This window comes from Streptomyces sp. NPDC104307, assembly GCF_055584045.1.
The window spans coordinates 308,430-322,101 of record NZ_JBVJMU010000007.1 but is presented as its reverse complement, the minus strand read 5'-3'; the positions used below and the strand labels follow the sequence as shown (position 1 = coordinate 322,101).

Annotated in this window: 10 protein-coding genes and 1 tRNA gene; 5 read left to right on the top strand and 6 right to left on the bottom strand. The window is 69.8% G+C overall.

Annotated features, from left to right (window positions below; genetic code table 11):
- Positions 1-27 precede the first annotated feature (27 nt).
- Entirely contained in the window at positions 28-447 is a 420-nt protein-coding gene (locus ACZ601_RS20860) for a hypothetical protein (RefSeq protein WP_469539975.1), read from the bottom strand.
- Between the two features lie 166 nt (positions 448-613).
- Here ACZ601_RS20860 and hrpA point away from each other — a divergent pair, with 166 nt between their 5' ends.
- From hrpA to ACZ601_RS20845, 3 genes are all read left to right on the top strand, one after another.
- Positions 614-4,558 (top strand): ATP-dependent RNA helicase HrpA, encoded by a 3,945-nt coding sequence (gene hrpA / locus ACZ601_RS20855; protein ID WP_469539972.1) that lies wholly within the window; start codon positions 614-616, stop codon positions 4,556-4,558.
- A 126-nt stretch (positions 4,559-4,684) separates the two neighbouring features.
- A tRNA-Asp gene (locus ACZ601_RS20850) sits at positions 4,685-4,759 on the top strand.
- A gap of 140 nt (positions 4,760-4,899) precedes the next feature.
- The gene (locus ACZ601_RS20845) at positions 4,900-5,412 is read left to right on the top strand and encodes a DUF6274 family protein (protein ID WP_469539971.1); all 513 of its coding nucleotides are present in this window, start codon (positions 4,900-4,902) and stop codon (positions 5,410-5,412) included.
- A gap of 515 nt (positions 5,413-5,927) precedes the next feature.
- Here ACZ601_RS20845 and bldC read toward each other — a convergent pair.
- Together bldC and ACZ601_RS20835 are read right to left on the bottom strand one after the other, a co-directional pair.
- The gene (bldC, locus tag ACZ601_RS20840) at positions 5,928-6,134 is read right to left on the bottom strand and encodes a developmental transcriptional regulator BldC (protein ID WP_003949541.1); all 207 of its coding nucleotides are present in this window, start codon (positions 6,132-6,134) and stop codon (positions 5,928-5,930) included.
- Positions 6,135-6,710: 576 nt separating this feature from the next.
- A complete protein-coding gene (locus ACZ601_RS20835; protein WP_440574927.1) occupies positions 6,711-7,556 on the bottom strand; it encodes a DUF8083 family protein in 846 nt (281 codons plus the stop codon).
- A gap of 181 nt (positions 7,557-7,737) precedes the next feature.
- Between ACZ601_RS20835 and ACZ601_RS20830 the strand changes: the two genes are divergently transcribed.
- Together ACZ601_RS20830 and ACZ601_RS20825 are read left to right on the top strand one after the other, a co-directional pair.
- Positions 7,738-8,838: a Leu/Phe/Val dehydrogenase gene (locus ACZ601_RS20830; RefSeq protein WP_469539968.1), complete on the top strand. Its 1,101-nt coding sequence runs from the start codon at positions 7,738-7,740 to the stop codon at positions 8,836-8,838.
- A gap of 334 nt (positions 8,839-9,172) precedes the next feature.
- Positions 9,173-9,427, top strand: a complete 255-nt coding sequence (locus ACZ601_RS20825; RefSeq protein WP_266780548.1) for a DUF3073 domain-containing protein — start codon at positions 9,173-9,175, stop codon at positions 9,425-9,427.
- Between the two features lie 162 nt (positions 9,428-9,589).
- On the opposite strand, the gene purM is transcribed toward ACZ601_RS20825, so the two are convergent.
- The 3 genes from purM to ACZ601_RS20810 form a co-directional block, all read right to left on the bottom strand.
- A complete protein-coding gene (purM, locus tag ACZ601_RS20820; RefSeq protein WP_440574929.1) occupies positions 9,590-10,663 on the bottom strand; it encodes a phosphoribosylformylglycinamidine cyclo-ligase in 1,074 nt (357 codons plus the stop codon).
- 60 nt (positions 10,664-10,723) lie between these two features.
- Complete coding sequence (gene purF / locus ACZ601_RS20815; protein WP_327338096.1) at positions 10,724-12,250, bottom strand: amidophosphoribosyltransferase; 1,527 nt, start codon at positions 12,248-12,250, stop codon at positions 10,724-10,726.
- 611 nt (positions 12,251-12,861) lie between these two features.
- Positions 12,862-13,662, bottom strand: a complete 801-nt coding sequence (locus tag ACZ601_RS20810) for a maleylpyruvate isomerase family mycothiol-dependent enzyme (RefSeq protein ID WP_469539965.1) — start codon at positions 13,660-13,662, stop codon at positions 12,862-12,864.
- Positions 13,663-13,672: the final 10 nt, after the last annotated feature.

Genomic DNA, 13,672 nt, shown 5'->3' with positions numbered 1-13,672 from the left:
ACGGCCGGCGCGGGGCGGGCGGTCCGTCTACACCCTCAGTACGGAGAGTTCCACCGGGCCCGGCGCCGCCGCGTCGGGTCCCCGCGGTGTCATCGGCGCGGGTGACCGCACCGGCTCGGGTCCGGTGGCGGCGGGCAGGCCCCATTCGGCGAGGCCCGGCGCCTGGTCCTGGGCCGTCCGGCCCCGGCCGGGAACGGCGGGCTCTGTGCCGTCACGCTTTCCGTTCCTGCCGCAGCCGGGAACCCCGTGCCCGTCGTCCCCGGGGTCGGCCACTGCCGGCACCCGGACCGACACCGGCACCGACGCCGAAGCCGAAGACGTCGAAGCCCCCGAAGCCGCCGGGGCCGATACCGGAGCCGACGCCGCGACCGCCGTGGACGGTCCGCAGAACAGCCCGAGCACCACCGCCAGCGCCGCTACCAGGCAGCACCACTGCGAACGGGACACGACGGGCCTTCCGGAAGGGGAGAGCAGAGGGAGGGCAGAGGGAGATCAACTGTCCGGAATGGTACGTGCTGTGACCGTCACCGACCCCACCGTGCGGGCCCCGTGACGGATCCCGCGCTAAATAGGTTCGCCGTTCCTCGGGCCCGGGTGAGATCCTGGGACCCGTATGTCTACTTCCTTTGCCGATCTCCAGTCCCAGCTCGGGCAGCTCTCGCTGCGCGACGCCCACCGGCTCGGCCGACGTCTCGAAGGCGCGCGCCGCATTCGTAAGCCAGAGGCCCAGCAGGGCGTGCTGGACGAGATCGCCGCGCAGGCCACCAAGGCGGCGGAGCGGCTCGCGCTGCGGGCCGGGCGGCTGCCGGTCCTCACGTACCCCGAACAGCTTCCGGTCAGCCAGAAGAAGGACGAGATCCTGGAGGCGATACGCGACCACCAGGTCGTGATCGTCGCGGGTGAGACCGGCTCGGGCAAGACCACCCAGATCCCCAAGATCTGCATGGAGCTGGGCCGTGGCGTCCGCGGCATGATCGGGCACACCCAGCCCCGCCGGATCGCCGCCCGCACGGTGGCCGAGCGGATCGCGGAGGAGCTGAAGACGCCGCTGGGCGAGGCGGTCGGCTGGAAGGTCCGGTTCACCGACCAGGTCAACCAGGACGCGACCTTCGTCAAGCTGATGACGGACGGCATCCTGCTGGCCGAGATCCAGACGGACCGCGAGCTGCTCGCGTACGACACGATCATCATCGACGAGGCCCACGAGCGGTCGCTGAACATCGACTTCCTGCTCGGCTATCTCGCCCGGCTGCTGCCCAAGCGCCCGGACCTGAAGGTCGTCATCACCTCCGCGACCATCGACCCGGAGCGCTTCGCACGCCACTTCGGCGAGGCGCCGATCGTCGAGGTCAGCGGGCGCACGTATCCGGTGGAGGTGCGCTATCGGCCCCTGCTGGAAGAGGAGAGCGAGGACGCCGACCGCGACCAGATCACCGCGATCTGCGACGCCGTCGACGAGCTCCAGGACGAGGGGCCGGGCGACGTACTGGTCTTCCTCTCCGGCGAGCGGGAGATCCGCGACACCGCGGACGCGCTTGGCAAACGCAACCTCAGACATACCGAGGTGCTCCCTCTCTACGCACGTCTGTCGCACGCCGAGCAGCACCGCGTGTTCCAGCGTCACACCGGACGCAGGGTCGTCCTCGCGACGAACGTCGCCGAGACCTCGCTGACCGTCCCCGGCATCAAGTACGTGATCGACCCGGGCAACGCCCGTATCTCCCGCTACAGCCACCGCACCAAGGTCCAGCGGCTGCCGATCGAGCGGATCTCGCAGGCCAGCGCCAACCAGCGCAAGGGCCGCTGCGGCCGTACGTCTGACGGCATCTGCATCCGGCTGTACTCCGAGGACGACTTCCTGACCCGGCCGGAGTTCACCGACCCGGAGATCCTGCGGACGAACCTGGCCTCCGTCATCCTCCAGATGACCGCGGCCGGACTGGGCGACATCGAGAAGTTCCCCTTCATCGACCCGCCGGACCACCGCAACATCCGCGACGGCGTGCAGCTCCTCCAGGAGCTGGGCGCGCTGGAGCAGGAGGAGAAGTCCGCCGGGGAGGGCAAGAAGGGGCAGCGGCTCACCCCGCTGGGGCGCAAGCTCTCCCAGCTGCCGGTGGACCCGCGCCTCGCCCGGATGGTCATCGAGGCCGACCGCAACGGCTGTGTCCGCGAGGTCATGGTCATCGCCGCCGCGCTCTCCATCCAGGACCCGCGCGAGCGGCCGTCCGAGAAGCAGACGCAGGCCGATCAGCAGCACGCCCGGTTCAAGGACGAGACGTCGGACTTCCTGGCGTTCCTCAATCTGTGGCGCTACATCCGCGAGCAGCAGAAGGAGCGCGGCTCCTCCAGCTTCCGCCGGATGTGCAAGCAGGAGTACCTGAACTTCCTGCGCATCCGCGAATGGCAGGACATCTACGCCCAGCTGCGGACGGTCGCCAAGCAGATGGGGCTGGAGATCGATGACTCCTCCGACGCCGCCGCGCCCGAGCAGTCCGTGCACACCTCGCTGCTGGCCGGTCTGCTGTCGCACATCGGGCTGAAGGACACCGAGAAGAACGAGTACGTCGGTGCCCGCAACGCCAAGTTCGCGATCTTCCCGGGCTCCGCGCTCTTCAAGAAGCAGCCGCGGTTCGTGATGTCGGCGGAGCTGGTGGAGACGTCCCGGCTGTGGGCGCGGGTCAATGCCCGGGTCGAGCCCGAGTGGATCGAGCCGCTGGCCCAGCACCTGTTGAAGCGCACCTACAGCGAGCCGCACTGGGAGAAGGACCAGGCGGCGGTGATGGCGTACGAGCGGGTCACGCTGTACGGCGTACCGATCGTGGCCCAGCGCAAGATCAATTTCGGCCGTATCGACCAGGAGGCCTCGCGGGACCTGTTCATCCGCAACGCCCTGGTCGAGGGCGACTGGCGTACGCACCACCAGTTCTTCCACGACAACCGCAAGCTCCTCGGCGAGGTCGAGGAGCTGGAGCACCGCGCACGGCGCCGCGACATCCTGGTGGACGACGAGACGCTGTTCGACTTCTACGACCAGCGGATCCCGGAGCACGTCGTCTCCGGTGCGCACTTCGACTCCTGGTGGAAGCACAAGCGCCGGGACGAGCCGGACGCGCTGGACTTCGAGCGCTCGATGCTCATCAACGAGAAGGCCGGGAGCGTCACCAAGGACGACTACCCGGACTCCTGGCGGCAGGGGAAGCTCAAGTTCCGCGTGACGTACCAGTTCGAGCCCGGCGCGGACGCCGACGGTGTGACCGTCCACATCCCGCTCCAGGTGCTGAACCAGGTCACCTCCGAGGGCTTCGACTGGCAGATCCCGGGGCTGCGCGAGGAAGTGGTCACCGAGCTGATCCGCTCCCTGCCCAAGCCGATCCGCCGGCACTACGTCCCCGCCCCGAACTACGCGGACAAGTTCTTGGACCGGGCCGTTCCGCTCCAGGAGCCGCTGCCGTTCACGCTGGCCCGCGAGCTCCAGCGGATGGTCGGCGTCCCGGTCACGGCGGACGACTTCGACCTGACCCGGATCCCGGACCACTTGAAGATCACCTTCCGGATCGTCGACGAGCGGCGCCGCAAGGTCGCGGAGGACAAGGACCTGGAGGCGCTGCGCGTGCAACTGCGCCCCAAGGCCCGGCAGGCGCTCTCCAAGGCCGCCGCGGCGACCGCGGGCCCCACCGGTGAGTCCATCGAGCGTGCCGGCCTCACCGACTGGACGATCGGCACGCTGGACCGGGTCTTCGAGACGCGGCGGGCGGGCCAGCCGGTCAAGGCGTACCCGGCGCTCGTCGACCAGGGCGAGACGATCGCCGTACGGCTCTTCGACACCGAGGCAGAGCAGCAGCAGGCGATGTGGCGCGGCACCCGGAAGCTGATCCTGCTGAACATCCCGGTGAACCCGGCGAAGTTCGCGTCCGAGAAGCTGACCAACCAGCAGAAGCTGGCCCTGTCGCGCAACCCGCACGGCTCCATCCAGGCGCTCTTCGACGACTGCGCGACCGCCGCCGCGGACCGGCTGATCGCCGCGCACGGGGGGCCCGCCTGGGACGAGGCGTCGTTCCGGAAGCTGTACGACAAGGTGCGCGCCGACCTGGTGGACCTGACCGTCCGCACGGTCGGCCAGGTGCAGCAGGTCCTGGCGGCCTGGCAGGCGTGCGAGCGCCGGCTCAAGGCGACCAGCAGCCTGGTCCTGATCAACAACGTCACCGACGTACGGGAGCACCTCGCCCGTCTCGTCCCGCCCGGGTTCGTCACCGCGACCGGGCTGCGCAGGCTGCCCGATCTGATGCGCTACCTGGTCGCGGAGGACCGCCGGCTCCAGCAGATGCCGACCAACGTCCAGCGCGACACCGCGCGCATGGAGAAGGTCCACGAGATGCAGGACGAGTACGCCTGGCTGCTCGAACAGCTGCCGCAGGGCAGGCCGGTTCCGCAGGAGGTCCTGGACATCCGCTGGATGATCGAGGAGCTGCGGGTGAGCTATTTCGCGCACGCGCTGGGCACCGCGTTCCCCGTCTCCGACAAGCGGATCGTGAAGGCGATCGACGCCGCGGCCCCGTAGCGCCCGGGGCAGCCGCCCGCCGGTGGCCGGGTGACCGGCCGGCCACCGGAAGTGAGGTCGACCGCACCCTCTGACCTCCTGTACAGTCTGTCTTCGCAGCCAGCCGCAAGGCAGCAGCGAAAACCTGGTCCTGTGGAGCAGTTTGGAGTGCTCGCCACCCTGTCAAGGTGGAGGCCGCGGGTTCAAATCCCGTCAGGACCGCAGTAACGAAAGCCCGGATCCCCTGGATCCGGGCTTTCGCGCGTATTGACTCCGGTGGCCGTCGACGAGTACTCAGAAAACAGGGGCTGCCCCTGTTTTCCGGGCTCGGGGCAGCGCGCATCCACCGGGAGGTGGCGCGGATGGCGGCATCCACGGACGAGGCGTTCCGGAACGACGCGTTCGGGACGGGCGCGACGGACATGGCAGGCGCGACGGACACGGCGGGCTCGACCGACATGGCGGGCTCGACCGGCACAGCGGCCACGGCGGGCGCCCGCGAACCGGTCCGGCGCCGGGTCGCCGCGCGGAGTGCGCCCCGGCGCGAGATCCGCGCCCTGCTGCGCGCCCATCTGGCGGCCGCCACCGGCTATCGCCACCTCACCCGGCACTGCGCGGTCTGCGCCCGACTGCTGCGGCTCGCCATGGAGCCCGTGACGGCTCCTCCGGCGACCGGACCGGACGAGGAGCCAGCCGGTCCGTCCGGGCCGCCCACGGGGCCCCAGGAGGGCCCGAAGCGGGCCACCGGGGCGACTCCTGACGGTGCCCCTCCACCGCCGCGCGCCGACGCACCGTCACCGGGAGCCTCAGCACCGGTCCGTCACGGCCGGTCCTCCGCCCGTCGGGCGGAGGACGAAAGTCCCCCCGCCACGTGACCAATGGCGTGCTCCCGCACCCCTATGCAGTGGCAGGCTCGTACTTGGCAATAGTCCTGCCGTGTGACGGGAGTCACCGAATCAGTTTTGAGAAGGGGTGGCTTTACACCCTTCCTACAACTGGCGAATTTAATATGTGCAATTGCACCACTCCGACGGGACCCGCCCAGGAGCCCCCGAACCGTCCCGGCCCGGCCTTCCCGGACGAGGACGCACAGTCCCGCACAGACCCGAGCAAGCCCGCACGAGAACCCGCCGGGAGCCAACCGGGCGTCCGGTTTCCCCGCGCCCGAACGGGCAGGCCATCGCGGACCGGAGCCCGGATCGAGGCCGACCGCACAGGCACAAAAAAAGATCGCGCTGGACCCGGCGGAGTCCAGCGCGATCTGACGACGTGACCTGCATGGCACAGGTACGGCGCCCGTTGGGGCGGGCGCCCGTCATATGGAGCTATGGGTGGGCCAGTCGGGTTGGGGGACCCAAAAGCCCAGTTGTGCTGCGGCGACAGGGGTTTTTCAGGCCTCGCTGCGCTGCTGCGGAATACCCGCAAGCAGTGCGCGGACCTCTGCCTCGCGGTACCGGCGATGTCCACCGAGCGTGCGGATGGACGTGAGCTTGCCTGCCTTGGCCCAACGGGTAACCGTCTTCGGGTCCACGCGGAACATCGTGGCAACCTCAGCCGGGGTCAGCAGCGGCTCGGCATCAGGGGTGCGAGCGGTCATGAGCGGCCTCCTCGGGAGAACCGAACCATCTCGGTTCTTTCCTCTAAATTCTGCACCTTGACCCACGTTGCCCGAAATGGCGGACGCGGGCCGAGTCGGTTATAGGACGAACGGCTTGTCCTCGGCACTACAACTACACCATCCGTCCAGCCACGTCGGCCAAACCGATGGAATTGCCCTCCCAGGTGTTCATCAGCGACGGAAGCCGATGGACCATGCCATAGCGGACAGTCACACCACCGTGACGATCAGTCACAGAGCGATCAGGAGTCGTCAGACCCCCCATAGAGCGCAATGCAGAGCACTTCGCCCATAATTGGACGAACAGAGTCCTCCCCGGACTCCTTGTCCTATTTTGGCACGAGGAGTAGGTAAGGACGCAAGGGCCCCGTAAGTGCTATCCATCACGCTTGAGGCAAAGGCCCGGTTCGGGACGTAGGTCCTAAGGCAACGGAAGTATGCTTCCGCCTCTTCACCCTCACGTGTCACAGAGGACGCAGGTTCATCGATCGTCAGTTCGCCGTCGGTTCGGCGTCAGTTCGATCTGAGACCGCTGTCAGCCCCGTCGAACCGCCGTCAGTTCGCGAACTGACGATCCCTGACGGACCTCCAGCGCTCCGAGAGGCGGGAGTACGCCTCGCTCGCCCCCTCGCCGTCACCGGCCCGCAGCGCCGCGATGCTCTCGGCCACATCGGCGGCGCTCCGGTCCTCGGCCAGCTGCTTCGACGGCAGGGCGTGCACCAGCCCGCCGTAGTCCAGCTCGACCAGGGCGCGCGGATGGAACTCCTCCAGCCACCGGCCGACATCCACCAGTCCCTCGGTGAGCGGGCCCTCGTCCATCGTCTCGCGCAGCGTCTTCAGCGCCCGCGCCAGCCGGCGGCGCGCCTGGACCATCGGCGTCCGGTACCGCAGCACGGCCGGTTCGCCGTCCTCCCCCGCCGCCCGGTACTCGCGCTCCTCGTCCGCGACGAGCACGAACCAGCGCACCGGGACCTGCCAGACCGCCGTCCTGATCCAGGGCCGGGCGTCCGGATTGCGCTCCGACCAGCGCTCGTGATCGGCGACGGCCTGCCCCCGCACCACCGGCGGCAGCACCGCGTCCAGCACAGGGCCGGGGAACATGTCCACGAGACCGTCCAGCGCCAGCCAGCCGCGCAGCCGGGTCCGCCACGGGCAGACGCACACCACCCCGTCCACCTCGGCGACGAACGCGTCGGCGCTCTCGTGGGCCGGCACGCCGACCGGCGGAGTCGCCGCCAAGTCGGCCAGCGAACGGCGCAGTTCGTCCTGGGCCGTGGGGATCAGGTCACGGCCCGCGTAGCGCGCCCAGTGGGCGCGTTCGGCCTCCGGGAAGGCGGCCAGTGGCTCGTAGACCCGGAGGTAGGACGCGTATGGGACGAGCACCGAAGACACCACCGACATGCTGCGATCGTGTCACGCCCGTACTCCGGTCGTGGGTGATCCGCCCCACAGGATCAGATCTCCGCCGGTGCGGGACGGGCGGCCTTAAGCTCATGCCACGGACTGTCCGCGCCGGGCGGTCCGGGGCTCTCCCCACCTTCAGGAGGGCCTTTCCGCCGCTTCGTAATTGGGAGTCACCACAGTGACCGATGTGACCGGCGAGCCTGTAGACGCACTGCACACCCTGTTCCACTCGGACCAGGGGGGCCACGAACAAGTCGTGCTCTGTCAGGACCGTGCCAGCGGCCTCAAGGCCGTGATCGCCATCCACTCCACCGCCCTGGGCCCGGCCCTGGGCGGTACCCGTTTCTATCCCTACGCCTCCGAACAGGCGGCCGTCGCGGACGCGCTGAACCTCGCGCGCGGCATGTCGTACAAGAACGCCCTGGCCGGGCTCGGCCACGGTGGCGGCAAGGCCGTCATCATCGGGGACCCGGAAGCCTTCGAGGGCGACCGGCGGACCGAACTGCTGCTGGCCTACGGCAGGGCCGTGGCCTCGCTCGGCGGCCGCTACGTGACGGCCTGCGATGTCGGCACGTACGTCGCCGACATGGACGTCGTGGCCCGCGAGTGCCGCTGGACCACCGGCCGCTCCCCCGAGAACGGCGGCGCCGGCGACTCCTCCGTGCTCACCGCGTTCGGTGTCTTCCAGGGCATGCGGGCCTCGGCCCAGCACCTCTGGGGCGACCCGACGCTGCGTGGCCGGAAAGTGGGGGTCGCCGGAGTCGGCAAGGTCGGCCACCACCTGGTCGAGCACCTGCTGGCGGACGGTGCGGAGGTCACGATCACCGATGTGCGCGAGGAGTCCGTGCGCCGGATCACCGAGAGGCACCCCGGGGTCGCCGTGGCGGCGGGCACCGGGGCGCTGATCCGTACCGAGGGCCTGGACATCTATGCCCCGTGCGCACTCGGCGGCGCGCTGAACGACGAAACCGTCCCGGTGCTCACCGCATCCGTGGTGTGCGGCGCGGCCAACAACCAGCTCGCGCACCCCGGCGTGGAGAAGGACCTGGCGGACCGCTCGATCCTCTACGCACCCGACTACGTGGTGAACGCCGGTGGCGTCATCCAGGTCGCGGACGAGCTGCACGGCTTCGACTTCGACCGGTGCCGGGCCAAGGCGGCGAAGATCTTCGACACGACGCTGGCCATATTCGCACGTGCGAAGAGCGATGGCGTTCCGCCAGCCGCGGCGGCCGACCGGATCGCCGAGCAGCGGATGGCCGACGCCGCCCGCCGCTGACCGCCGCCGCCCGTCGCTGCCCGCGCCGGGGCCCCTACGGGGTGTCATTCCCTGGGCAGAGCCTGCTGTACCCGCCGGTCGGGGAGACATGCCTCACCCCGGTCGGCGGGTCGCGCGCCCAGAAGAGGTTAAAATCGCAGTTGACCAGCGAGGAAAGAGCTCCTCGCGGGTCCTCTTCCGGGGCGTGTGACGCGGGCGGCGTACCGTATGGCCGCGGAAGCAGGTACCGTTGAAGCTCTACAGGCGCGGTCTCTCTGTCGAGAGTCCGTCCTGAAACATGAACGCGTGTCAAGACTCTGGGGCCATCGAGCCCCGTCACCGAGGGGGTCGAGCCATGGGGCGCGGCCGGGCAAAGGCCAAGCAGACCAAGGTCGCCCGTCAGCTGAAGTACAGCAGCGGCGGGACTGACCTGTCGCGTCTGGCCAATGAGCTGGGCGCATCACCTTCGAGTCAACCACCGAACGCAGAGCCGTTCGAGGACGACGACGAGGAAGATGACCCGTACGCACAGTACGCGGATCAGTACAACGACGATGACGAGGACGAGGACGACCAGTCCGGTCCGTCGTCACAGCGCCGCGGCGCTTGACCTCGCGCTGACACATCAACCCGGTCCGGGCCTGTCCCGGACCGGGTTCTGTGCTGTCCCGATCCGGTGTGCTGTCCCGATCCGGTGCGGCTGCCATCCCCGGCCGGCGGACGGGCCATGTCGGCCCGCCCGGCGTCCGGGACCGTCCGCTCTGCTCGCGCTTCAGCGCGCGTACCCGCCCACGAGCTCCGCGCCCGTCGCGTGCGCGCCGCGGTCGGTGATCTCGCCGGCGATCCAGGAGTCGACACCCCGGTCGGCCAGGGTCGTCAGGGCCGCGTCGGCCGACTCCGCCGGGACGATCGCGATCATGCCGACGCCCATGTTGAGCGTCTTCTCCAGCTCCAGCCGCTCGACCTGACCGGCCTTGCCGACGAGGTCGAAGACCGCGCCGGGCGTCCAGGTGGAGCGGTCCACCGTGGCGTGCAGTCCGTCGGGGATGACCCGGGCCAGGTTGTTGGCCAGGCCGCCGCCGGTGACGTGGCTGAAGCCGTGCACCTCGGTGGTGCGGGTGAGGGCCAGGCAGTCCAGCGAGTAGATCCTGGTCGGCTCCAGGAGCTCCTCGCCGAGCGTCCGGCCGAACTCCTCGACCTCGCGGTCCAGCGTCCAGCCGGCCCGGTCGAAGACGACGTGGCGGACGAGCGAGTACCCGTTGGAGTGAAGCCCGGACGACGCCATCGCGATGACGGCGTCACCCTTGCGGATGCGGTCCGGTCCCAGCAGCAGCTCTGCCTCCACCACTCCGGTACCGGCACCGGCGACGTCGAAGTCGTCGGGGCCGAGCAGACCGGGGTGCTCGGCGGTCTCGCCGCCGACCAGGGCGCAGCCCGCCAGCACACAGCCTTCGGCGATGCCCTTCACGATGGCCGCGACCCGCTCGGGGTGCACCTTGCCGACACAGATGTAGTCGGTCATGAAGAGCGGTTCGGCGCCGCAGACGACCAGGTCGTCCACGACCATGCCGACGAGGTCGTGGCCGATCGTGTCGTACACGCCCATCTGACGGGCGAGGTCGACCTTGGTGCCGACACCGTCGGTGGCGGAGGCCAGCAGCGGACGCTCGTAACGCTTGAGGGCCGAGGCGTCGAAGAGTCCGGCGAAGCCGCCGAGGCCGCCGAGGCCCGCGACCTCGGGGCGCTGGGTCTTCTTCACCCACTCCTTCATCAGCTCGACGGCACGGTCGCCGGCCTCGATGTCGACGCCCGCTGCCGCGTAGGAAGCACCTGTTGTCTCAGACATTGCCTGGGATCTTTCGTGTGGAGATACGGGGCTGGTGGGAAGGCTGCCGGACGGTCCGGATCACGGACGGCGCAGCGCGTCGGCCGCGGCGGTCGCCGCAGGGCCTGCCGCCAGCTCGGTCTCCAGCAGCTGCTTGCCGAGCAGCTCCGGGTCCGGAAGCTCCATCGGGTACTCGCCGTCGAAGCAGGCGCGGCAGAGATTCGGCTTGTCGATCGTCGTCGCCTCGATCATCGCGTCGATCGAGATGTACGAGAGCGAGTCGGCCCCCATCGACTTGGCGATCTCGTCGACCGACATGCCGTTGGCGATCAGCTCGGCGCGGGTCGCGAAGTCGATGCCGAAGAAGCACGGCCACTTCACCGGCGGGGACGAGATCCGGATGTGGATCTCGGCGGCGCCCGCCTCGCGGAGCATCCGGACCAGCGCGCGCTGGGTGTTGCCTCGGACGATCGAGTCGTCGACGACCACCAGGCGCTTGCCCTTGATGACTTCCTTGAGCGGGTTCAGCTTGAGCCGGATGCCCAGCTGCCGGATGGTCTGCGAAGGCTGGATGAAGGTCCGGCCGACGTAGGCGTTCTTGACCAGCCCGACGCCGAACGGGATTCCGCTGGCCTCCGCGTAACCGACCGCGGCGGGGGTGCCGGATTCCGGCGTCGCTATGACCAGATCGGCCTCGACCGGGGCCTCCGCCGCCAGCTTGCGGCCCATCTCCACGCGCGAGAGGTAGACGTTCCGCCCGGCGATGTCGGTGTCGGGGCGGGCCAGGTACACGTACTCGAAGACGCAGCCCTTGGGCTTCGCTTCCGCGAACCGGGAGGTGCGCAGGCCGTTCTCGTCGATGGCGACGAGCTCACCGGGCTCGATCTCGCGGACGAAGCTGGCGCCGCAGATGTCGAGGGCGGCGGACTCGGAGGCCACCACCCAGCCGCGCTCCAGCCGGCCGAGCACCAGCGGGCGGATGCCCTGCGGGTCACGGGCGGCGTAGAGGGTGTGCTCATCCATGAAAACGAGGGAGAAGGCGCCCTTCACCTCGGGAAGCACCTTGGTGGCCGCGTCCTCGATGGTGAGCGGCTTGCCGTCGTCGTCGGTCTGGCCGGCGAGCAGCGCGGTCACCAGATCGGTGTCGTTGGTCGCGGCGACCTGAGTGGCCCGGCCGTCCTTGCGCGGGAGGTCTGCGACCATCTCGGCGAGCTGGGCCGTATTGACCAGGTTGCCGTTGTGACCCAGGGCGATCGAGCCGTGCGCGGTCGCACGGAACGTCGGCTGCGCGTTCTCCCACACCGAGGCACCGGTGGTGGAGTAGCGGGCATGACCGACCGCGATATGGCCCTGGAGTGATCCCAGAGAAGTTTCGTCGAAGACCTGCGAGACCAGTCCCATGTCCTTGAAGACCAGGATCTGGGACCCGTTGCTCACTGCGATGCCCGCGGACTCCTGTCCACGGTGCTGCAGGGCATACAGTCCGAAATAGGTGAGCTTGGCGACCTCTTCGCCCGGAGCCCAGACACCGAAGACGCCGCAAGCGTCCTGGGGGCCTTTCTCTCCGGGGAGCAGGTCGTGGTTGAGTCGTCCATCACCACGAGGCACGCCACCGAGTGTAGGCGAGATCGACCACTGGTCCGAATGGGGATACCCGGCCGGGGCCCGGGGCGGATGCCCTCGCAGCCGCCTCCGAGCACCACAGGACCGGTCACGCAGGGTGATCGTCGCGTGAGGGCCGGTGGCGGGCGCCGAGGGCTGCAGGACAGTCATCGCCCGGATCAGCGGCGGATTACCGACCGGTTCCGGCCAGCCGGCCCGGGACCCGGCTGACCGGATCGTGGCACTCCGTTAGCCGCTCCCGGGTGCCGTTCGAGGGGGTGGCCGAACGCTCGTTTCGTGGCGAGCCTCACACCGGGACACCTGCGCGTGGCCTGTAGGGAGGCTGCGTGGAGCCTGCGCGGGGGCCGCGTGGAGCCTGCGCGGAGGCCGGTATGCGGCATCTGGGTTGGGGCGGGGTGCACGGGGCTCCGGCTTCCGGCTTCCGGCTTCCGGTTTCCGGGAGAGCCTCTGCGGTCGTGACGTTGCAGACCGGGCGGTCGGTCTCGAACCAGCCGTGGCCGGTCTGGCTGATCCGGTTCACGTCGGCCGGTCGGACCGTCCGGTCGTCCTGTTGCCAGGTAGTCCGGCCGCCCGGCCCCTCCCGGCTCCTCAGGTAGTCAGCCCATGAGCGGCAGCAGGGCGGCGAGGTCGGCCCGTTCGCCGCTGGCGCTGACCTTCGCCGCGTCGAGGGCCTGCGCCCACCGCGTCCGGCCGGTGGCCAGTCGGAACCAGGTGACCGGATCGGTCTCGACGACGTTGGGCGGGGTGCCCCTGGTGTGCTTCGGGCCCTGGACGCACTGGACGACGGCGAACGGCGGGACCCGCACCTCGACCGAACCGCCCGGCGCCTTCTCCGCCAGGGCGTCGGCCAGCAACCGGGTGCAGGCGGCAAGGGCCTGGCGGTCGTAGGGGATACCGAGCCCGGCCGCCTCGTTGAGGTCGTACGTGTGGACGACCAGCTCCACGGTCCGGGTGACCAGGAAGTCCCCGAGCCGCATCACGCCGACCCGGGTGGGCAGCAAGCGGTCGTCGGAGGCATCGGCCACGAGCGCCTCGAAGCGGTCCGCCACCTCCCCGTACAGCGCGTCCACATCCGGGTGGTCCGCAGCCGACTCCGCCGTGTCGTACGCGATCCGCTCGGCCCGCCCGGCGGTGGAGAACGGCCACTCCAGGAGCGTGACCTCGGGCTTGGCGAGGGCCGGCTCGGGGAGCTCCAGGTTCCGGCTGACGTGCGAGAGCGCCATGGTCAGATGGACGGCCAGCTCACGCACCGTCCAGCTGCCGAGGCCACTCGGACCCTCCAGCTGCTGGGCCGTCAGGGCGCCGACGGTTGCTCGTACATGGGCGAACTGCGCCAGGACCGCGGTGCGGGTCCTGGCCGGGTCGTAGCGGCGGGCGCGCTTCTGGGACGGCGGCATGACGAGGAGC

Excerpts from the sequence above, each read along its gene's own strand:
- bldC (WP_003949541.1), bottom strand. The coding sequence starts at position 6,134 with ATGACCGCTCGCACCCCTGATGCCGAGCCGCTGCTGACCCCGGCTGAG.
- ACZ601_RS20835 (WP_440574927.1), bottom strand. The coding sequence starts at position 7,556 with ATGTCGGTGGTGTCTTCGGTGCTCGTCCCATACGCGTCCTACCTCCGG.
- purM (WP_440574929.1), bottom strand. The coding sequence starts at position 10,663 with ATGTCTGAGACAACAGGTGCTTCCTACGCGGCAGCGGGCGTCGACATC.
- ACZ601_RS20845 (WP_469539971.1), top strand. The coding sequence starts at position 4,900 with ATGGCGGCATCCACGGACGAGGCGTTCCGGAACGACGCGTTCGGGACG.
- hrpA (WP_469539972.1), top strand. The coding sequence starts at position 614 with ATGTCTACTTCCTTTGCCGATCTCCAGTCCCAGCTCGGGCAGCTCTCG.
- ACZ601_RS20825 (WP_266780548.1), top strand. The coding sequence starts at position 9,173 with ATGGGGCGCGGCCGGGCAAAGGCCAAGCAGACCAAGGTCGCCCGTCAG.
- ACZ601_RS20810 (WP_469539965.1), bottom strand. The coding sequence starts at position 13,662 with ATGCCGCCGTCCCAGAAGCGCGCCCGCCGCTACGACCCGGCCAGGACC.